The organism is Gimesia sp., assembly GCF_048262075.1.
Taxonomy (GTDB): Bacteria; Planctomycetota; Planctomycetia; order Planctomycetales; family Planctomycetaceae; genus Gimesia.
In genome coordinates, this window is record NZ_JBLXFK010000007.1 from 77,460 (window position 1) to 99,563 (window position 22,104).

Genomic DNA, 22,104 nt, shown 5'->3' on the forward strand with positions numbered 1-22,104 from the left:
TCGTTACGCTTGATCAATTGCTTTTTATTTTCTCTTTTTCTTTCTGGCCTTCTTTGATTTTACCTTGCGCATGTTCTCTTTCTTTTTGGACTTCGCGGCCCCCTTGGGTTGCGACTTCTCCGGGGCACCTGAACCCTTTTTTTTCGCATTCCCGTACTGTTTAGGGCGCGGCAGTCGAAAATCCAACTCGCGCCGATCCAGATCAATTTTCTCGACTTCCACCGTCAACAGATCACCTACACGATACTCCTGACCAGTTCGCTCACCCACGATACTGAATTTGGGAACATCCTGATGGAAATAGTCATGTTTTCCCAAACGACTGATGTGCAACAGCCCTTCCACAGGCACATCTGTCCCTCGGCAGAACATTCCAAAGGTTTCCACTCCGGTAATCATGGTTTCCAGAGTCCTGATGTTATTATCAATCATCCAGGTCAGTAGTTTGACTTTCGTTAATTCCCGTTCGGCAGATTCAGCGCGACGCTCCCGCAATGAAAGTTCATGCCCCAATTGCCGGAGCCCCTGTGGACTCTGTCCTTTACTTTTATCCGGTCGTTCCAGGATCTCATCAATCATGCGATGAATGGTCAAATCGGGATAGCGGCGGATCGGACTGGTAAAGTGACAGTAATGATCAACGGCTAACGCGTAATGACCTAACTCCTCATCAGTATATTCCGCCTGCTTCAGGCTCCGCAGCAGCGCATAATTAATCGCCTGCTCCACTGGAGTTCCATGAACCTCATCGACCAGTTTCTGCAGATCTTTGCGACTCTGAACTTTATTCAGCGTAAATCCGAGGGCATTAGCGAATTCCGCAAATGCAAGCTGTCGTGGCATCTCAGGTTTAGGATGGACACGACGCAAAAAACGCAATTTCCGATCATTGAATGCTTCTGCAATAGAAATATTGGCAGCCAGCATGAATTCTTCAATGATCTGGTGACTCTCGTCGTGCTCGCGTTCGACAGCGCCGGTAACGCGATGTTTGTCATCAAATGTCAGCTTCACTTCGGCAAGATGTAATTCCAGCGCACCAGCAGAGAAACGGCGTCCCCGCAGCTTCATCGCCAGATCATACATATTTTTAAGTAGTCCACGCACTTCAGATGAAACTTTTTTCCCTTCTTCATCTTTCTCCTGCACAATAGGCAGTACCTGCTCATAGGCAAATCGCTGTTTCACTTTGATCGCGGTGTTAGCAAATTCGGTATGAACGGGAATCCCTTCAGGAGTGAACTCAATGAAAGCTGATTTGGTAAACCGGACCTGCCCTTCCTGCAGACTGGCCAGGCCATTGGAAATGATCTCCGGTAACATCGGAATGACCCTCCCGGGCAGATAAACACTGGTTCCGCGGCGTTTGGCTTCCCGATCCAGCAACGAACCTTCTTTGACAAAGTGCGCCACATCTGCGATGTGCACCCCCAGCAGCCAGTGCCCCTTTTCATTTTGGGTAAGGGAAATCGCATCGTCGAAATCACGCGCATCTGCGGGATCGATGGTCACGATCGTTTCTCTGGTCAGGTCACGTCGATTCCCGAGTTTCGTTTCATCAAACAGACTGGCCTGTTCACGTGCTTCTGCCAGCACTTCATCGGGAAAATCGAGAGGAATCCCAAATTCATAGATGATCGACAGCAGGTCGACGCCGGGTTTCCCATGCGGCCCCAGTACTTTGGCAATCACCCCCTGTCCCAGGTAATTTTTGGAAGGAAAATGCAGGATGTCGATGACGACTTTGTCTTCCGAGCAAACTCCCTTGGCACCCGGGTCCCCTACATGGATCGGCGAATTGAAGATTTTGCCGTCCACGTGCACATAACCTTCCCCCTGTGTTTCAAAGTAGGTTCCCACAAAGGTTGTCGATGCCCGCTCGATGATTTCAACCACACGGCCGCAGATCTGTCCGCTACTGCGCTGGCGATTTAACACGGTGGCATAAACTTCATCACCGGTCTGCGCATCACCGAGATCACGTTCAGAGATGTAGAGATCCCCCGCGTGACGCTGATCATGTGCAATATCATCCGGCTTGTGATGAGGAATCAGATAACCGGCGCCGGAATTTGTTTTCTTAATCATCCCTGCAATCCAGCCCTCTTTTTTCACAGGACGGATCAGACCGGAGTCGGAAATCAGAATATCCTTACGCGTTCGCAGACTGGCTATCGCCTGTTCAAATTCAGAGGAATTTGATTTTGAGCCCCCTACTTTTTTCAGCAGTGTTTTTTCGCGGACCGGTGTGTAACCGGCTCTGTTCACATAATCGAGAATTTTCTTCTCAAAATCGGGCATCACCTCAATCCTCGGTTATTCCCTTGAACAATTTTCGCTGCAAGCGAGGCGAATAAGGGGTCCAGTTTGATGTGGAATTCAGATCATCGTCAATGAATCTCGCAAACTCATTCACCTTGGCATCCAGGTTATCCAGATGATGTAATGCCACTGCTTCCGGTGTCATCGGTAAGCGGGCACTGCCGAACTCATAAGTCCCATGATGACTGACTATCATATGCTTCAGCCGCAACTCTGCTTCTTTCGGAAACGATTCTCCGGTCATCTCCTGATAAGCACGGATTTTCTCGGTCAGCATCTCAACACCGATAATGAGATGCCCCAGCAACTGCCCCTCATCCGTATAGATAAACTCGTTTTCATATCCGAGTTCCCGCACTTTGCCCAGGTCATGCAGAAAGACTCCTGCCAGCAGCAAACTCATATCCGCTTTGGGATACAGATCAGAAATGCGGTGTGCTGTCTCCATCAGATTAACGACATGTTCGATTAACCCGCCGTGATAGGCATGATGTGTTTTCACACCCGCCGGTGCTCTGCAGAATTCATCCATCAAGGCTTCGTCGACCAGAAAACATTCCATCAGCGTACGGATTTCATTGTTTTCGATGCCCAGCAGCATGTCACGCAGTTTTGTCAGCAGTTGCTGTACATCTTGTGGTGCCTGAGGCTGGAAATCAGCGGGATCCAGATTCTCTGCGGAGACCGGTTCGATGTAGGTCAAAATGATCTGCAGCGTTCCCTGAAACAGATGCACTTTCCCCTTGGCCTGCACATAATTTCCCGACTGAAAATGCTGCATCCGCTCTTCAAGCACGTTCCACATCCGGGCATTCACAACGCCGGTCGAGTCCCGCAGGTCGGCTGATAGAAACAGGCTGGCATTGCGATTTGCACGTAACTGCTTATCAACTAACAGATAAACCTCATTTACTGTATCACCATCCTTGAGTTGATTTATATTTTGTCGAGACATCTCGATTCGGCTTTCAGAATCACTTTTAAAACGCTGTTGTCGATCTTAAGTTTCGCTAAGAAACACAATAGAACGATCTTAAGCCGTTCCATTCTGCTCAACAAGTCCGACACCAGTCCGTTCTGAAAGTCTCTTCCATTTGCCTGAATCGATGCCCGCCAATCCTCGGAGATCGCCTTCTCCGATCTGTGGCGAAACTCAATAAGCTGCTGATTTCATAGAACTTAGAGCCACTGGATTATTTTCACTCCGAACAAGTCCGAACCTTTTGAAGACGAATCGGTTCTGCTAGACTGTGTCCAGTTTTGCTGTAGCGTCTCCAGGCCCGTTTGGACCGAGTATATTAGATCGAGAGACGCTATGGTGAAATGCAATGCGTTTTAGAATAGATGACCGTTGACATACGTCATGCCCTGTACTCAAACGGTCTCGCATTCTAATTCATAAACATTTTCTCATCAGATACTTAAGGAAATAACGTGCGCTGGTCGAATACTCTGATCCCTACCATCAAAGAAGTTCCCGCCGACGCGGAGATTCCCAGCCATCAACTCATGCTAAGAGCCGGTCTGATCCGCCAGTTAATGGCGGGGGCATATACTTACCTTCCCCTGGGATGGAAGGCGATTCAGAAAGCATCACAAATTATCCGGGAAGAGATGGATGCCGCTGGAGCCGCTGAACTCCATATGCCAGCCCTGCAGCCGATAGGCCTGTTTGAACGCACACAACGAAAAGAAGCCTTCGGTTCTGTGTTGATTCAGTTTAATGTCCCCCGTGGAAATCGTCAGATCCCCATGGCACTTGGACCGACTCACGAAGAAGTCGTGACAGATCTTATTAGCCATTGCATCAGCAGCTACAAGCAGCTGCCGCTAACGGTCTACCAGATTCAAACAAAATTCCGCAACGAAGAACGTCCCCGTTTCGGCGTGCTGCGAACCAGTGAATTTCTGATGAAAGACGCCTACAGCTTCAGTTCTTCCGTCGAACAGCTCGACGAAATCTACGAACGCATGTACCGCGCCTACTGCCGTATTTTTGCACGTTGTGGCCTGAAATACCTGCCAGTGGAAGCAGAAAGTGGGCCGATCGGCGGCGATGCCTCTCATGAATTCATGATTCCCTCTGACAATGGTGAAGACTCCATCGTCTACTGTGAAGCCTCAGGCTATGCAGCCAATATGGAACGGGCTGATACCGGCCGTACTTCGCCGGAAATCACAACCAGCGGCAATGCAGGTCCCCTGGAGAAAAAAGCAACTCCCGAAGCAACGAGCATTGAACAGGTCAGCACGTTCCTGGGATGTGAGCCTTCACAGATGATCAAAACCCTGATTTATCTGGCAGATGGCGAGCCCATAGCCGTCCTGATCCGCGGCGATCACGAAGCCAACGAAGGCAAAATCCGCCGCGCCCTGTCTGTCAGTTCCGTCGAGTTAGCGGATGACAAAACCATTCAGCAGGTCACAAATGCACCGACCGGTTTTGCAGGGCCGGTCGGTATCAACTGCAAAATTATCGCTGACCACGACATCCCCGTCATCGAAAATGCGATTACGGGAGCGAATGAAGCAGACGCACACTACCTGAATGTCAATGTCGGCCGGGACTATCAGTTGGACACCACTTACGATCTGCGTAACGCCGAAGCAGGCGACCCCTGCCCGAAGAGCGGTAAACCGCTCGCAATTGTACATGGCATCGAGGTCGGCCATGTGTTCAAGCTGGGGACCAAGTATACAGAAGCGTTGGATGCGAACTACCTGGACGAAAAAGAAAAACGGCATCCAATCATCATGGGTTGTTATGGGATCGGCGTGAATCGTATTGTCGCTGGCCTGGCCGAAACACGGCACGACGACAATGGACTCATCTGGCCCCTTTCCATTGCCCCCTATGAAGTGCTGGTGATTCCGTTGAACACAAAAGACGACGAAGTCATGCAGACAGCGGAACGCTATTACCAGGAACTCAAAGCAGCAGGCGTCGACGTCCTGTTTGACGATCGTAATGCCCGCGCCGGTGTCAAATTCAAAGACGCTGACCTGATCGGCATTCCTTTTCGCGTCGTGATCGGCGGAAAGGGACTCCAGAATGGGGAAATCGAAACCAAGTGGCGGACCGCAGATAGCGCTGAAATGATCGCCGTCGATGCCGGCATCACTCCCATTCTGGAAGCTCTGGAATCACGCAAAGCAGAAGAGTATCAGGCGGCGAATGTACCTGAGTGAATTGTCTATCTCCAATTAGCGACAATCTATCTAGAAAACAGGCCGGTAGGGAAATCATCTCTACCGGCCTGTTTGTTATTCAATTCGTAAATTGAGTCGGACTACTTCAATTCTTTGATCCGAATATTTTTCCAGGCAACAGAATAAGGACCGGTTCCCTTGTTAATGCCGTGTACCTGTAGACCAATAAAACCTGAGGGATGAGATTTGAAAACCCGCTCATCAACCAGATCTGAAACCTGCTCCCCGTTAATCCAGGTTTGGATTCTTGGACCGTTGGCGACAACCCGGAACTTGTTCCATTCACCATCCTTCAGATTCTTGTGAGGAGTGCGCTGATCTTCCGGTGTCATCCAGCCAATGCCTTTACCATCGTATTTAATGGCTTCACCATAGATGTACCCGGCTTCGGCACCATTGTCTCCACTGGCTTCAATTTCGACCTGGGGACCATTCACACGACCGTCGCCATTCTCCTGCTGGCTGCGAATCTGGACGCCGGAGTTCAGGTTATTGTGAACTTTGACTTCAAATTCCAGTTCAAAATTTCCATAGTTCTTCTTGGTACACAAAAACGAATTCGGGCTGCCTTCTGAGGTTGTGCCTTCAATCGTGCCATCTTTGATCATATAGGTGGCTGTTCCGTTGTGTTGTACCCAGTTATTGAGTGTCTTCCCGTCGAACAGGCTTACCCAGCCAGAATCCGCTCCGGCCTGAACGCTCGCACTCAGGCAGACTGCTGTCAATAATGCTGCACTCAATCCCACGATTTGATGTCGTTTCATGTTTCTCTCCAAAAAAAGTCGCAATGTTGATAGTTCTTCGTAAGTTGTTCAAAAGTCTGATTCAACGAGATTCGCTGCTCACAGGCAGATAGAATCACTCAATCAATTGAATTGGACAAAACCGGTCCGGGCGCATTGATTTTCTGAGCCTGTTTCGCATCACCGGGCATTTCACGATGTTCAAATTCAGGAGGTTTGGGTTCCCCCGGACGTTGATTCCGATCGGGAGTCGGATTCTTGGGAATGGTATCTCCCGTCTGAACCGTCCATTGATCCAAAGCATTCCTGAGCCGCGCCAGTTCTGCGGCGTGCTCGGGATTGGATACCAGATTATGAAACTGGTAGGGATCTTTTGTCACCAGATACAGTTCTTCCTGTGGACGGGGCTTTAAAAAGACGTCCTGCTGAAACTCATTCAGTTTACCCGATTTGAATCGTTCCCAGAGCACTTTACCCGAAGGAAAATCGATTGACTCCACACACAGGTTACGCTGCTCAGGCCAGGCGTTACGAATGTAAAGCCAGTCACCAGATCTGACCATCCGTTCGTGGGCTTTGAAGACATGCCAGTTATGCTCGGCAAAGGCAAAGTCACGAACTTTCGTTTCCGGCTGTTTGAGGACCTTTTCAAAACTGACTCCCTGAATGCGTTTATCGGGAGCCACTCCTGCCAGGTCAAGAAACGTAGGCCCGATATCCAGAGAACTGACCAGGCTCTTACTTACGCCACCTGCTTTAATGGCAGCAGGCCAGCGGACCATCAGAGGTGTTTTGATGCCGCTGTCATACAGTCTGGTTTTGCAGCGTGGAAAGGGGCGGCCGTTGTCTGCGAAAAACAGAACAAGCGTATTATCAGCGATCCCCTGGGCATCCAGTTCATCCAGGATCTGGCCGGTAAAATAATCAATGCGACTGATCTCGTCGTAGTACTGTGCCAGGTCTCGGCGCGTTTCTTCACTGTCAATCAGATAGGGAGGGACAACGACTTCGGAAGGCTGATGGGGCTGATACTCTTGGGAGGCCTGCCACGCGCGGTGGGCATCGATGGATGCGAACCAGCAGAAAAATGGTTTATCTCTGGGGCGTTCTTTCAGAATGGGAACCCAGTCTGCTTCGCGGCCCGGTCCCTTTCCTTTTGACACAAGATCAAAGGCGGTCAATGCATAGTCACCCATATGCTGTTTACCGGAAATCACCGTATAATAACCGGCTTCACGTAATAGCTGCGGGAATAAAACCTGCCCTTCAGGCAATGGCGTATGCAGTTCTGGTGCACCTGTATTGTGAGGATAGCGACCGGTAATCAGACTACAGCGGCTCGGGCTACAACTGCTGATTGTCAGATAGGCATTGTCAAACCGCAGACCTTCATTGGCCAGTCGATCCAGGTTAGGAGTTCGTATGGACGGATGACCGTAGCAACCCAAATCGTTCCAGGAAACATCATCTGCAAAAATCATGACGATGTTCGGCGGAGTGGCGTAGCTTCGTTCAGACTGAAATAAAGATGCCAGCAGGAAGACTGCCAACAGACAAAATAGATGGTTCGAGGAATGAATTCGATCCTGCATGCTGCCACACTACCTCAATCAGAATTAGAGAATACAGGTCTCAACCTGTCAGAGACTGCAAACTCTACAGTACTACAACAGGTCGCACTTCTCAATCATGAGGAGGGAATTCTGTCAGTAAGTTCCAGGCAATCAATTACATAACAATGGTTAGTAAATGGCAGGATTAATCGACTTCCGGATCAATGCCAAAATCTTCTGGTTCTTCGTTATTCAGAAATGGATTTTCGTCAGTTTCGTCTTGCTCAGCATCTTCCGCGGGTTCAAATGAAATGGTCAGATGCACCTGGTGTTTCATGACGGGATTGAATTGAGAACCTAAAGGCTCGAATCGCAGATGAATATTGGCTTCTGATGCAATTTCATCGGCAGTTTTTTCAGCGCTGTCAGCCAGATCGCTCTGGCCGCTTTCGCGGTAACAGGCACCCAGGGATTTCCAGGGCAACTGGCTATGTGGTATCGGCAGTAAATCAGCCGCGTATTGTAAGGGCTTGATCGCTTCCGAATAGCGACCGACTCGTTTTAAAGACTCCCCTCGTAAAAAAGAATACGAGGCGGTTAACGATCCCGGATCAGTAATGTGATCGAGTTCTCTGAGCGCCTGTCGAGGCATTCCCAGCTCCAGATAGCCTTCAGCGGCCATCAGTCGTCTTACTGTTTTTTGAGGAATTCGAGGAATCATCATTTTTAATACCTCCCGTTTCACCATCTCATGGTGAGCATCGCTGGGTTGAATTATATGGGAAATCAATGCCTCTGAGCTTATTTACATTTCTGTTGAATTAAAAAACGCAATTTGAAGCCCGCTGGATTAATTTTACCGCACAGAATGTGCCAAATCTGCCTCCGCTTCTAATCAAAACAAGATAAGTCAAATAATATAAACAACTTATACGAATTCACCAGTCATCAATCAGAATTAGACATTGCCAATCTGGCGGTCGATCTGACACCAATCTGGTGGCAGGTTGCATCAAACATGTACAACCGCAGAGCTTTTCATTAGACAAGACAAAAGGGAAACCGGTTCGCGCGAGTCAAAATGGATCTAGAGCGTATCACATTTAAGTAAAGCGTCTCTCAGTCTAATCTACTCGGGTCAAACAGTACTGGACACAGTCTAGTGGAGTGTCATCTTTAAAATTTGGGGTGATAGATATCACGAGAGTGCGACAGCAGACTACGTAAACAACACCCCACCCCTCAATATCAAGCTTGACAAAGCACTAGCCAGCTTGAAAAACTGATTTTTCAGGCCACTTGTTTATAACTACGTGAAAAACAGCATTTATTCGGAAATAATTTTGCGAAAGGTTTCATCTACTTCAAACTTTTCCGACGGCTCGGAATCCGCAGGCTCAGCGACTGTTGTTTTCTGAGCTTCTTCGGGACCTTGAGGCCAGACAGTGGAGATCCGTGAAGTATCCCCCTGGAGCCAGTCGTGATGCCCGTTCGCTTTTTCGGGCTCTAAAAAGAGAACCGTTTTAATTTTGGAAGGTTCCACTTCAAATTCCGATTGCGGTTTTGTTGTGGGCTTCTCAGCAGTCTGCGTTTCTTTCGCTGCCACAGACTCGGCTTTTGACTGCTTCGCTTCTACAGCAGAATTCTCTTTTATGGATTCTTTTCCCGCTGTCTCAGCCTTGATCCATTCTTCCAGCGTTTTAACATTCCGTTTTTTGGTTTCCTGTTTGACTTCTGATTTTACAGGCGTCTCAACAAAACGAGCGGGTTCCAGATAATCCACGGTACTCTCATTCGAAAATTCTTCACCACTGCCCAGAGGTATTTCAATTTTCGAGCCGGCAAATTGAGCGCCTTCTTTATAAATGGTCCCTCGCTGAAAAGGCCCTGCCCCCAGGATCCAGGTATCACGGGCAGTACTCTTTGCCTGCAGGACACCTGACTGCCAGACACGCTCACGTGTTTTCTGGTTATAGGCAAACACACTGATTTTCGCTGCGGCGATCTGATTATTCTTTTTCGCCAGGGAGATTTCAGGAATTGTGGGAATCGCAGGTGCCGCTGGCATCAGTGTCGCCGCAGAGGAAAGCATATTACTGGCCGGAATTCCATAATTCACTTCATGACCATTCGTCGCCAGGGTACCGACGCGCGCCTCAACGACGTAGTCCGCATCCTCTTTCTTCTCCTGGATCAGGCAATTGGCGGCGACAATCTGCTGACGCAAGGAGCTGATAATATAGTCTCCATTGACAAAACCGACCCCTTTGATGTTTTTGATGTAGGTTGTATCAAAATAGACTTTTTTATTTGCCAGTGTGCTGAAATCAAGGTGTGAAATGGTCTGATCGACGGCATCTGACGTCAGTAACTGCTCCGTCGCACTATTACTGATCATCTTTCCGCAACCTGACAGCAGGATCAGCAGTCCCATGAGCAAACAGCTCTGAATGCGATAAGTAAGGTACCGATTAATATCAAACATGAGTTTTGGCGATCGTCTTTTCAGCACAAAGTTCGTCTACACCATTTCCACCGACTGAGCGGGAATCCCCGACAGACAGCAGCCCGGAAATACGGTGTGAAATACAACAACCATAGGTGACCAGAGAGATCAATGTTTCTATTGACTCTTTGATTGCATTTTGGAGTTGTTAATTGTGTGGGAAAGTTGGCCAGAACCAGGAAGGAACTTTGACCAGAAGGTAAGCCTGACTCGCATTGTAAGGGCTACAGTGGGAGACAGGATTTCATTTCGAATGACTTCTTAAATGAGAGGAGTTAAGTAATCACCCGAGGGCTGAAGTATAGCGAACACATCGTGAAACTCAAATATGATTTTACCCCTGATAAATTACACGTATCCATTATCTATTAAAACACTTACATCAATTTCTAAAACATCGCCTTATTAGAAAAACTCAGTCTTTTTTTGATTTTTTAACGTGGAATGCGGGGGCTCACACCCCGAGAGGACAGCGAAAAGTCAGCCATGCGAGAGTCAGAATCGGGCCAGTCCCAGGATGATCCATGGTTCTGCGTTAAACATAATACTTCACAACTCGCTTCTATCTCTTCCACCGCCTCAGCAGTCATGGACGCGACCTCTGCCAGTTCCTTGTAACCTCCCAGGCGAAAGCATTCGCTTAAGGCACACCAGGCTTTGCGACTTTCCATTACCGGAAACAGGCGTGCTGCCTGATGAAGAGGCTCAATTGCCTCCTGATATCGTTCCTGACGCAGGTAGGCCTCCCCTGTCAGAAACAGACGCATTGCTTCCAGGGGACCGGCATCTCCTAATGCAGCAAGTGCATCCAGAGCCTGAATGGGCATTCCCAGTTCCAGGTATCCTTCAGCGGCCATAATCTTGTGAACAACTTTGGGAGAAACTTTGTCTAACATAATCAATTCCTTTTTTTACCGGTGGGGCAAGCAATCCATTGCCCGGCTGCAGTGTTGTTTCCAAATACGACTCAATCCTCTGAGACGTCAACTCGATGAATTTATTAAATGCAACCTCCATACCAATCAGAAAACTCCAGACGTGGATTTCACCTATCTCAAGGCAGGTCAACACCTTTAAACCCAGAGTTATTTCTCTGCGCATCCGCAGGATCAGCCAAAATGCAGTTTCTACCCGAACGACTTCTGTAACATCTACATCTTCCGATCTCTAACCTGGTTTCAGGACTGGCGGGTCCAATACCATGCGAAAACTTGCACTTCCGCTGGTAAACCTGCATGATAGAGAGCACATAAGCCATGAGCCTTCGCCTGTGATCTAACTTCTTTTGAGACTGAGGATGAACTTTATGCTGTCGCTCTCCCAACCTGCTGTTCGCAGCTCTTTTTCATTTTTGCTGAGTCTACTGCTCAGTCCCTCTCTCTTGATCATCTGCCAGGAAGCTGAGTGCACCGCCGCGGAATCAGGCCGCCCCAACATTTTGTTTATCTTCACCGATGACCATGCCTCGCATGCCATGAGCTGTTATGGCTCGAAAGTCAACGAGACCCCGAATCTGGATCGCATCGCCCAAGAAGGCATGCGGTTTAATAACTGTTTCTGCACGAATAGTATCTGTGGCCCCAGTCGTGCTGTAATTCTGACGGGGAAACACAGCCATTTGAACGGCTTCAAACAGAACGGTAATAAATTCGATGGCGCGCAGCAGACGTTCCCCAAGATTCTTCGAAAACATGGATATCAGACTGCCATTGTCGGGAAATGGCATCTGGCATCTGATCCGACAGGCTTCGATTACTCTGAAATTCTGATTGGCCAAGGTCCCTATTATAATCCCCCGATGATCAAGAATGGGAAACGAGTCAAATACGTGGGTTACACCACTGATATCATCACCGATCTGGCACTGGACTATCTCAAGAATGATCGGGATCCCGACAAACCGTTCATGTTGATGTTTCAACACAAAGCCCCCCATCGTAACTGGCAACCCGGACCAGAATATCTCCATAAGTACGACGATGTGACCATCCCGGAGCCGGATAACCTGTTTGATAATTATGAGGGCCGTGGTACCGCAGCACGCCAGCAGGATATGACCATCGAAAAAACGATGACCCCGTTTGATCTGAAATTAACGCCACCAAAGAATCTGACTCCCGAACAGCTGGCAACATGGAACGCCGCCTATGAACCAAAAAACGAAGCATTTCGCAAAGCAAATCTCACGGGAAAGGATCTGGTACGCTGGAAATATCAGCGTTACATGAAAGACTATCTCAGATGTGTCGCTTCCGTCGATGATAATGTCGGCCGCATGCTGGACTACCTGGAATCGTCAGGACTGGCAAAGAATACCATTGTGATCTACTCTTCTGATCAGGGCTTTTATCTGGGAGATCATGGCTGGTTCGATAAACGATTCATGTATGAAGAGTCATACCGGATGCCATTGCTGGCACGCTGGCCCGGCGTAATCAAACCCGGTAGCGTCAACAACGATCTGGTATCCAACCTGGATTTCGCGGAGACCTTTCTGGACCTGGCCCACGCACCGATCCCCGCTGATATGCAGGGGGTCAGTCTGGTTCCCCTCTTTAAGGGGGAAGAAGTGAAATGGCGCAACAGCCTCTATTACCATTATTATGAATTCTATAATGATCGACGTTCGGCTCATATGGTCCGTCGGCACAACGGAGTCCGCACAAAACGCTATAAGCTGATTGATTTCTACAATCTGGGTGAATGGGAACTTTATGACCTGGAAAAAGATCCCCGTGAGATGAAAAACGTCTATTCAGATCCGGAATACGCACAGGTGGTCAAAGACCTGAAAGCAGAACTGAAGCTCCTGCAGGCAAAATATCAGGTTCCTGATGATACAGGATCCGTTGAGAAAAACCCGCCCTCACTTTATCTCAAACCGAGAAACAGTGGGGCCGCGCAGAAAAAGAAACCAGCCGGAAAAAAATGATTCAGGCAGACCGACTGCTTAGGGCTCCTGCATTCTACTTATTCAGTCATACGTCGGTGAAAACGAACTGCGGCGACAGCATACTGACGCGTGCCGAGATCCCAGCGCCAGGGAGGCAGCATCTCCACATCTTGAACCAGCTTTGCCAGGATCGTCTTACCTGTTAATTGTGCCAACAACAGACCAGGATGTACGCCATGAAAAAAATTACGTGATGACAGCAGCTGAGATAGATACTGGGTGAACTGAAAATCGGGGACATCCTTCAAATCAGCCGCGGATTCAGAAGAGACAAAATCACTGATAATCAGCCCCGCGCCCCCTTCATCAATCAAATCCAGTACCGTACGGAAATGCTGCTCGCGCACGGCGACCATCAGCGCTTCAAACTGGGGATGGGTCTCACCTACTGCATGTACGACCTGAAGGATCAGCTGGCTCAAAATGCAAGTGGAACAGACGACATCAAAAGGACAAGGAAGATTCAACTCTTGAGATTCAGTTAAAGAGGCAATGATCTCCCCCAACTCCGACTCCCGCTGATCCGGTTCTGATTTCAAAGCAGCCAACCTGTCTCCGACTCCCGTCACATCCAGAACATGCAGGCTGATCGCCGGGTTTTCTGAGACAGATTGAAATTCCACTCCGTATCTCAATGCAGATTCATCCAGATCCACCAGGTGAATTTCGCTGTACACTTGAGACAGCTTCTGCAAATCCAGGTCGTTACAGTTTCCTGCTCCCAGCACACATAACCGCCGCCCGGAAGAGGTGGCAAGGTCTGTCAAATATCCTGTAATCAAATTGCGGTGCGTTGTCCCCTGGTCCCAATTCGGACGACTCGCCTGATTAAATCGAACTTCTCCCTCAAACAATTCATTCATCACCGTCTTTCAAAGACTCCTCTTTCCTTGGTCGCCAATCGGATTATACAGGTAGGGTCAACTGTAAGTCATGCACAGGATATATCAATCGAAAACCACCAGGAAATGCATTTTTCGCTACCACTAATCCCTGATTTCAGCCAAACTAATGAAGTGTCATTTTTTAATTTTGGGTTGATAGATATCCCGAGAGTGCGACAACGGAGCACGTCAACAATACTTCCAACCCTCAATTTCTAGCTTGACAAAGCACTAGAACATATTATTCAAGATCCCACTCTGTCATTCTGAATGCCATCTGAAATGCTATTCTTTGTTTTTGCCTGCCTTGTCCCCTCATTTTTAATCTCATTTCTCGCTACGGCAGCAATGCGCAAACTGGCCCCTCGCTGGGGACTCATTGATCAACCTGCCCAACGCAAAGTACATATTTCCCCCACTCCCCTTGGTGGAGGTGTCGGCATCTGGCTGGGAGTGATCATCCCGATTGTCTGCGTGCAACTGATTGCACTGATGATTGCCAAATCAGGCAGCAACCCGACTTGGCTTCCTGCGGAACTGGTCCCCCATCTGGAAGGGGTCCTGTATCGCTCTGGACAACTTTGGATGGTTCTGGGAGGAGGAAGTGTGCTCGCCGTCATGGGATTGTTGGACGATAAACTCAATATCTCCTGGAAACCACGGCTGATGATTCAATTGCTCGTGGCGGGAGGCCTGGTGATGGGGGGCATCCGGGGCACACTTTTTATTCTGTACCCCTGGATTGGAATGCTCCTGACCGTCGCCTGGATCATTGTCCTGGTCAACTCATTAAACTTTCTGGATAACATGGATGGCCTCACTTCAGGTATCGGACTCATCGCCGCTGTCCTGTTTGCTATTATCATGTTACGTTATACCGGCGAACCACGCTGGCTGGTTGCGGGTGTGCTACTCGTTCTCGCTGGCTCGATTGCCGGTTTTTTATGCCATAACTGGCCACCAGCGAAAATCTTTATGGGAGACTCGGGCAGCTATTTTATCGGACTGATCCTCTCTACAATGACCGTTCTGGGAACATTTTATCCCGGTGCAACGACAGCCGGCGATACCATCGTGAATCGGCATGTCATCCTGGCCCCGCTTTGCATTCTGGCGATCCCCCTGTATGATTTCTGTACGGTGATGATCATTCGATTGAAAGAAGGTCGCAGCCCTTTTCATGCAGATAAAAGCCATTTCTCACACCGCCTGGTCGAGCTCGGCTTAAGTAAACGGGCTACAGTTCTCACCATCCACCTGGCGACATTGACCACGGGAATCGGCGGACTGATTCTGTATGAGGTTTCGTCCTGGAGCGCTGCTCTGCTGGTCATGCTCATGATTTTCTGTGTCCTTTCGATCGTGACGATCCTGGAAAATGTAGGTCGGAAAAATCGGGAATGAGTAAGCAGCGTAAAAAAAAACCGCCACAGCCGATTCAGGTAGAGACGAGCTCATCTCTGCCCTGGCTGACCAGTCTACTCCAGGGAACCCAGCTGTTTCTAACCGGTTCCCTGATTTTAGCACGTTACTTTCTGCCGGCAGAATCTGCGCCGGAAGGGGATACACTCACGTTCGCGCTGGGCTGGTTCCTGGTCACGATTCTGTATGCCGCCAGCTTTCTGACAGATCGTTCACGATCTGTTCGGCTGGACTGGTTTGACGGCGCGGTCTGGCTGCTGGTAGCAGGTCAGACTCTCTCCACACTGGTCATGATCTGGTTCGGAGAAGGTCAGCAGCGTGCTGCTTTGACCATGATGTGGGAATGGGTCGCACTGGGTTGCAGCTTCACTTTGATCCGTCGCCTGTTTGCCACACCCTCCCTGCGCGGCACATTGATAGTGGGATTCATCACGACTGTCGTAGTTCTTTCAGTTTACGGCATCTGGCAGCATCATTGGATGTATGACCAGCTCTCCCAAGAATACCTGGAGGCACGGCAGCAATACGATGCCACACTCTCTACCGAAGCCCGGCAGAAACTCCTATCCATGGGAGTCCCCCCGGATGCCCTCCAGGGGAGCAGTCGAAAGCTGTTTGAAGAACGACTGTTAAACAGTTCCGAACCACTGGGCATGTTTGCGCTCGCAAACACATTTGCCGGTCTGTTAGTCGTGGGTTTTCTGCTTTCGTTTGCAGTAACCATTGATTGTTTTTTCCGGAAATCTGCGTCCTCCGGTTCTCTCTGGAATAAATGGAAACCTGGAATCTTTCTGTTCTCAACGATGCTGATCGGTTACTGCCTGATCCTGACCAAGAGCCGCACTGCCTGGGTCGGCCTCATCGGAGGCCTGTTCAGCCTGGGACTGCTGAAACTGCTTCAGTCACGCCGGAACACGGCAGCTGATCCTCTGCTCTGGAAAAAGCGGGTTCTCAAATGGGGAGGTCTCGCCGCGATCCTCTGTATTGGCTTTTTGCTGCTGGCAACCCTGAGTGGAGGCTTTGACGCGGCGGTGTTGACCGAAGCCCCAAAATCTCTTCAATACCGCATCGAATACTGGACGGCGACTTGGGATGTCATCCAAGAAAATCCGATCTGGGGAACAGGCCCCGGGAACTTCCGTTCGCATTATTTGAAGTTTAAACTGCCTGGATCGAGTGAAGAAATCGCAGATCCGCACAACTTCATTCTCGATATCTGGGCGAATGCAGGCCTGATCGCACTCGCCGGATTACTATTGATTCTATGTCTGGCCTGCTACCGTTGGATGATAAAACCGTGGCCCAACCTGGATACTTCGGAGCAACAGGGCCCCTTCACCGAGAATTCCTTTTCTCACTCACAACTGGCGCTGCTGTTAGGATTCGGGCTATCCTTTGTGATGCTCTGGGGAGTTCAATTATTTCTCTTCTCTATTGATGAATTGGTACTCTGGTTGTTCTGCCTGGGCTGGCTGGCACTTTTCTTTTTACTAAATGCCAGCGCTGACTTGAATGTGACAGACTCAAATTCCCCCCCTTCATTATTGCCACTTGCATGGGGAGCAGCTTTTATTGCCTTATGCATCCACTTGACAGGTGCAGGGGGAATTGCCATGCCCGCCATCACGCAGACCTGGCTACTGCTGCTGGCACTTGCTTTTCCCGTTGTCACAGAATCAGGAATATCTGACGTAAGTTCAGTAGACCAATCGCTACCAGGCTCGCCTCGGACAGAGGCATCTATACATTTGAGAGCACTTTCATTGACTGCCTGCCTGATCTTAACGTTTTTCTTTGTCGTGACTTCGTTTGCGCCAACAATCCAGCGAAAATCAGTCGTAATAAAGGCGGAACGGTCACTCGTGAGTGGCCCATCAGTTCGCAATGCGCAACGTTATTTCACCCAGGCCAGTCAGGTAGATCCACTCTCTCCTGATCCCTGGCAGGCTCTGGCTGAGCTTGAATTTCGAGAAGGAGAACAGAATCGCAGTGCATTTGAACGGGGTGTCGAGTTGAAAAAAGCGGCGATCCAACGCGATCCATTGAATCCGCGCCAGTATTACGATCTCGGCCGTCAGCTGAAACAGCAGTATCAGGCCTCACACCAGCAGAATGACATGGTCGCTGCTCTCGAAAACTTCAGTCGAGCGGTCGACGGATATCCCAATAATTCCCTCTATCGAGCTGAATATGCGGAAGCCCTGTCAGACGCAGGTAAGTCCGCTGAGAGTCAGCGTGAGGCGCAACATGCGCTAAAACTGGATGAAGCCAACAGACGTGGTCGGCATGTGGACAAATACTTAAATGAGGATACAGTAAGTCGAATGAAAGAAATAATTAACGTAACTCAAACGAATCAGAATTGAACTCGGCCACGATTCGGCCCATAATAACTAAGTGTTTTCTGTCGGGATCCGGTCTGACCTGATTTTTCTGACATCAATATTATGTAAGTCTATTATATTCTCAAACTACTTCATTGCTGGTGAAACCATGAATTTACGAGCCGTTACGGCGATAATTGCTCTTGTTATTGCACTTGCAGGTACAGTCTGGCTGGGTCGAGGCAATGGAGATGTCCAGCCTGCGACTCCGGTTAAAAAACAGGCTGACACCTCAGAAGACCGCCCGAAAATTTCCCACACCGGCCCCTACCCCAAAGCGGTTGTAGAAAAGCCGCGTTACAACTTCGGCAGCATGGCTGTGGGACAGACACTGTCTCATCACTTCATTCTGAAAAATGAAGGGGAAGCATCTCTGGAAGTCAAAAAAGGCGCGACGACCTGCAAATGCACACTGAGCGAAATGAAAGAGAACCTCGTTGCCCCTGGTGAGTCAGTTAAAATCGAATTGACCTGGACCCCCAAAAGTCCGCAGGAGCATTTTGGACAGACTGCCACAATCTGGACCAACGACCCCGAAAACCAGGAACTCAAACTGCAGATAGAAGGTACTGCCAACAACCTGATCGCTTTTACCGGCGACCACGCAGGCAGCCCGCACTGGTCCCTGCCCACCATGTCCACAACGGATCCAGTTTCGTTCTCGGGAAAAATTCACACCAAATATCTGGACGATTTTAAAATTCTGGATATTGAATCGAGTAAGCCGGGGCTGACATCAAAATTCAAACCACTCACAGCGGAAGAGCTGAGCGAAGCCGATGCGAAAAGCGGCTATTCCATTGAAGTCACAGCAAACCCCGATCTGTTCCCACTGGGAGGATTTAACGAACGCCTCACAGTTAAAACTGATATCCCACATGATTTATCACCGCCCGGGATCGGAGAGAAACATGATCACCCGGAAATCCATGACCACAAGCATGATCATGACCATCCAGAACCAGAGGGCCCGCGAAATTTCGTGATTCAGGTTTCTGGAAATCACACCGGCCCAATTCGAATTGTTCCCACATTTGGTGTGTACTGGAACCCACAAACAATGATTTTAAACCTGGGTGAATTCTCAGCGAAGGAGGGAAAGTCAGTCATACTATCCATGTTCGTCGAAGGAACAGAGCAGCCACTGGAAATTGTTGACCAGGAAGTTGCTCCGGATTTCCTTGAATTTGAATTGAAAAAAGATGACACATTTGAGTCGAAAACCAAGCAGCGTTATGAATTGAAGTTTGCCGTTCCTGCCAAGATGTCTCCTGTCTCCTTCGGGAGAACCAATCTGGCTAAAGTCAAACTGCAGACGAATCACCCCAACGCAAAAGTAATTGAATTTCGAGTCCAGTTTATTTCTCTGTGATATTATTTCTCTGTGATTTCTTATCCCCCAAAAAATCATCCAGCCTTTCAGGCGACCAGTAACTTTTTTGTGGAAGACCTTTCCAGGGCCAGGGTCAGATCTACTTTGACGCAATACCATGTTTTGAGCTAAGATAAACAACGAGGGACTTGCCATTGTTTACTTTCCTCAATCACCTCCACGGAAGGTCAAACTGAATGTTAAGCAGCCGATTTTCAACCCGGATACTTCTGATCGCGTGTCTGAGCATCTCCTTTCAGGCAGGGTGTGAAACTAGTTCATCACCCGAAGTGAATATGGCTCCTGAGGAATCAAAACCGCAGGAATCGGAACCAGAACAAAAGGTCACTTCTAAACCGACGGTCAAGAAAAAGCAATCTCCTGCTGCAACAGATACACCAGCGGCTGCTCATGCGGAGTCTTCACACGCTGTAACACCAGCGAAAAAGACATCGACTTCCCCCAGTGGTCCCACACCACTGTTCAAAGACTGGCCCGCCCCCAAACTGGCGATTGTCCTTACCGGAGAAAGGCACGGTTATCTTGAGCCTTGTGGCTGTACGCAAAATCAGACAGGGGGAGTTTCACTACTGGCCGATCTCTTCAAACAGATCCAGGAACGAAAATGGCCCGTGACGGCATTCGATCTGGGGGGACTGGTCAAACGCAATCGCCGACAGAGTCAGATCAAATACGAAACCATTCTGGCTTCAATGAAAGACATGGACTACGCGGGCGTCGGACTCGGACCGGAAGAACTACGTTTCGGAGCCGACATCTTCCTGCAACTGCACAATCCAGAACCACAGGCTCCCAATACCACACCCACATTTCTGGCAGCCAACATCCTTATCCTGGAAACTCCAGGACTTGGTAAAACAGCATTTAAAATTGTTGAAGTGGGTGGCGTGAAAATGGCGGTCACTTCGATCTTAAGCAAAAGTCATGTTGAAAAATTCCCCGATATCACCTGGCAGGAACCCGCAAAAGTACTGCCCGATATCATAAAGCAGATGCAGGCTTCCAAACCAGACCTGATGATTCTCCTCTCGCAGTCGGAAAAAGAAGAATCAAAAGCACTCGCTGAAAAATTCCCTGAGTTTGACCTTTTACTGACTGCAGGAGGTGTAGAAGACCCCCTCGGCGAACCTGAGTTCATTGGAAAAACGATGATGGTGGATGTCGGCCACAAAGGGAAAAGTGCCGGAGTTGTGGGCTATTACCCTGGTCAGGCTGACAAAACAGATCCCTCGAAACGCTTCCGCTTCACTGTAATCGAACTGGATAAACAGCGGTTCAAAGATACCCCGAAGATGGCTGAACACATGCAGTTCTATCAGGACCGCCTCAAGCAGGAAGATCTCGCCGCGAAAGAATTGCCCATCGACCACCCCCGCGGTGCCACATTTGTTGGTGCTGAAACCTGTGGGGAATGTCACACCAAAGCCTATGAAAAATGGCTCACCACCGCACATGCTCACGCCTACGAAAGCCTGATTAACGGACGCAAAGATCAGATTGAACGAGGCGAGAAAATCGTCTCAAGAATTTACGATCCCGAATGTCTCTCCTGCCATGTCACCGGCTGGCATCCACAAGAAGTGATTCGCTACAACAGTGGATTCGTCAACAAGCAGGAATCTCCCCACCTGTTAGGTCAGCAATGTGAAAACTGCCACGGACCCGGGAGCGGGCATATTGAGCTTGTAGAAATGGATAAACTCGAAGAGGCGAAGAAAGTCATGCGGGTCACGCTTGCCGAAGCCAAAAAGAATACCTGCTATCAGTGCCATGATCTGGATAATAGCCCCAAATTTGAATTCGATTCCTACTGGGAAAAAATCAAACATCCCTGGCGCGATTAATTGATCAGCAAGTGCGATCACCACTTTCATCACTTTTTTCGGATGGCTCTCGCCCATGCTGGAAGTCGAACAAAAATTTCGGATTCAAGACAAAGATAAACTCATCGACCAGTTGGCACATCTGGGTGCCATGCGTGGAGAGCCTATCGAACAGCATGACCACTATTTTGCACATCCCGTGCGCAACTTTGCGGAAACCGATGAAGCCCTCCGCATCCGTCGCAATGGCACAGAGAACCGAATCACCTACAAAGGTCCGAAACGGGCTACTGTGAGTAAGGTTCGCAAAGAGATCGAACTTGGCTTTGAGTCGGGAGCGACGGCATTTGAACAACTGGCCGAAACGCTGGAACTGCTCGGATTCAAACAGGTTCGCACCGTCAAAAAACGACGGACCCCTTACGCTTATCCCCACAATCAACAAGAGTTTGAAATCACGATCGACGAAGTCGAGGAACTGGGAACCTTTGCAGAAATTGAACTGCTTGCTGAAGAAGATCAACTTGTAGAAGCGGAAGCAGCGATCATTGAACTGGCAAAATCTCTCGGACTTTCCAATCAAATTCGACTCTCTTATCTGGGTATGCTGATGGATCGGGAAGCTGAATCGGCCTCGGAATGAGCTTCTTTAAATTTTCGAAGCTTTCCCCGCTTTTATTCCTTTTCAGACTGGTGTGATTCTGAAATAATTGCCGACAGCTATAAATGTCTCATGTTTTCTATTGTGACAGGAGAGAAAATATTTTAATATACCTTCGTCCACAATAGACATTTCTTTAAAAACCATGGGTCGAGACGGCGTTCAATAATAGCGTCCCCGCAATTCTCGATAAATTGGGCAGTTGCTTCGCCTGACGAACTCGAACTCATTGCGGGGCAAGTGTCATATT

The 22,104-nt window shown here is 49.0% G+C and carries 15 protein-coding genes; 7 read left to right on the forward strand and 8 right to left on the reverse strand.

Annotated features, from left to right (window positions below; all coding sequences use genetic code 11):
- Positions 1-24: 24 nt before the first annotated feature.
- Complete coding sequence (rnr, locus tag ACN0YH_RS15190) at positions 25-2,301, reverse strand: ribonuclease R (RefSeq protein WP_417380423.1); 2,277 nt, start codon at positions 2,299-2,301, stop codon at positions 25-27.
- A gap of 4 nt (positions 2,302-2,305) precedes the next feature.
- Positions 2,306-3,277: a 3'-5' exoribonuclease YhaM family protein gene (locus ACN0YH_RS15195; protein WP_417380424.1), complete on the reverse strand. Its 972-nt coding sequence runs from the start codon at positions 3,275-3,277 to the stop codon at positions 2,306-2,308.
- Positions 3,278-3,756: 479 nt separating this feature from the next.
- On the opposite strand from ACN0YH_RS15195, the gene ACN0YH_RS15200 reads away from it, so the two are divergent.
- Complete coding sequence (locus tag ACN0YH_RS15200) at positions 3,757-5,511, forward strand: proline--tRNA ligase (RefSeq protein ID WP_417380425.1); 1,755 nt, start codon at positions 3,757-3,759, stop codon at positions 5,509-5,511.
- A 101-nt stretch (positions 5,512-5,612) separates the two neighbouring features.
- Here ACN0YH_RS15200 and ACN0YH_RS15205 read toward each other — a convergent pair whose 3' ends face one another.
- The 5 genes from ACN0YH_RS15205 to ACN0YH_RS15225 form a co-directional block, all read right to left on the reverse strand.
- Complete coding sequence (locus ACN0YH_RS15205; protein ID WP_417380426.1) at positions 5,613-6,296, reverse strand: 3-keto-disaccharide hydrolase; 684 nt, start codon at positions 6,294-6,296, stop codon at positions 5,613-5,615.
- A gap of 98 nt (positions 6,297-6,394) precedes the next feature.
- Entirely contained in the window at positions 6,395-7,867 is a 1,473-nt protein-coding gene (locus ACN0YH_RS15210; RefSeq protein WP_417380427.1) for a sulfatase, read from the reverse strand.
- 166 nt (positions 7,868-8,033) lie between these two features.
- A complete protein-coding gene (locus tag ACN0YH_RS15215; RefSeq protein WP_417380428.1) occupies positions 8,034-8,552 on the reverse strand; it encodes a tetratricopeptide repeat protein in 519 nt (172 codons plus the stop codon).
- 603 nt (positions 8,553-9,155) lie between these two features.
- Positions 9,156-10,313 carry a DUF6655 family protein gene (locus ACN0YH_RS15220; protein ID WP_417380429.1) on the reverse strand — a complete coding sequence of 386 codons (1,158 nt, stop codon included), beginning with the start codon at positions 10,311-10,313 and terminating at the stop codon, positions 9,156-9,158.
- A 455-nt stretch (positions 10,314-10,768) separates the two neighbouring features.
- Positions 10,769-11,230, reverse strand: coding sequence for a hypothetical protein (locus ACN0YH_RS15225; protein WP_417380430.1), 462 nt, complete (start codon positions 11,228-11,230; stop codon positions 10,769-10,771).
- A 410-nt stretch (positions 11,231-11,640) separates the two neighbouring features.
- Between ACN0YH_RS15225 and ACN0YH_RS15230 the strand changes: the two genes are divergently transcribed.
- Positions 11,641-13,266 carry a sulfatase gene (locus ACN0YH_RS15230; RefSeq protein WP_417380431.1) on the forward strand — a complete coding sequence of 542 codons (1,626 nt, stop codon included), beginning with the start codon at positions 11,641-11,643 and terminating at the stop codon, positions 13,264-13,266.
- A 38-nt stretch (positions 13,267-13,304) separates the two neighbouring features.
- Here ACN0YH_RS15230 and ACN0YH_RS15235 read toward each other — a convergent pair whose 3' ends face one another.
- The gene (locus ACN0YH_RS15235) at positions 13,305-14,150 is read right to left on the reverse strand and encodes a hypothetical protein (protein WP_417380432.1); all 846 of its coding nucleotides are present in this window, start codon (positions 14,148-14,150) and stop codon (positions 13,305-13,307) included.
- A 303-nt stretch (positions 14,151-14,453) separates the two neighbouring features.
- On the opposite strand from ACN0YH_RS15235, the gene ACN0YH_RS15240 reads away from it, so the two are divergent.
- The 5 genes from ACN0YH_RS15240 to cyaB all read left to right on the forward strand — a co-directional run bounded on the left by ACN0YH_RS15240 (position 14,454) and on the right by cyaB (position 21,836).
- A complete protein-coding gene (locus ACN0YH_RS15240; RefSeq protein WP_417380433.1) occupies positions 14,454-15,575 on the forward strand; it encodes an MraY family glycosyltransferase in 1,122 nt (373 codons plus the stop codon).
- Positions 15,572-17,959 (forward strand): O-antigen ligase family protein, encoded by a 2,388-nt coding sequence (locus ACN0YH_RS15245; protein WP_417380434.1) that lies wholly within the window; start codon positions 15,572-15,574, stop codon positions 17,957-17,959. The genes ACN0YH_RS15240 and ACN0YH_RS15245 overlap by 4 nt, the downstream gene beginning before the upstream one ends.
- 127 nt (positions 17,960-18,086) lie before the next feature.
- Positions 18,087-19,349 carry a DUF1573 domain-containing protein gene (locus ACN0YH_RS15250; protein ID WP_417380435.1) on the forward strand — a complete coding sequence of 421 codons (1,263 nt, stop codon included), beginning with the start codon at positions 18,087-18,089 and terminating at the stop codon, positions 19,347-19,349.
- A gap of 296 nt (positions 19,350-19,645) precedes the next feature.
- Positions 19,646-21,214 carry a multiheme c-type cytochrome gene (locus ACN0YH_RS15255; RefSeq protein WP_417380436.1) on the forward strand — a complete coding sequence of 523 codons (1,569 nt, stop codon included), beginning with the start codon at positions 19,646-19,648 and terminating at the stop codon, positions 21,212-21,214.
- Between the two features lie 55 nt (positions 21,215-21,269).
- The gene (cyaB, locus tag ACN0YH_RS15260; protein WP_417380437.1) at positions 21,270-21,836 is read left to right on the forward strand and encodes a class IV adenylate cyclase; all 567 of its coding nucleotides are present in this window, start codon (positions 21,270-21,272) and stop codon (positions 21,834-21,836) included.
- Positions 21,837-22,104 lie beyond the last annotated feature (268 nt).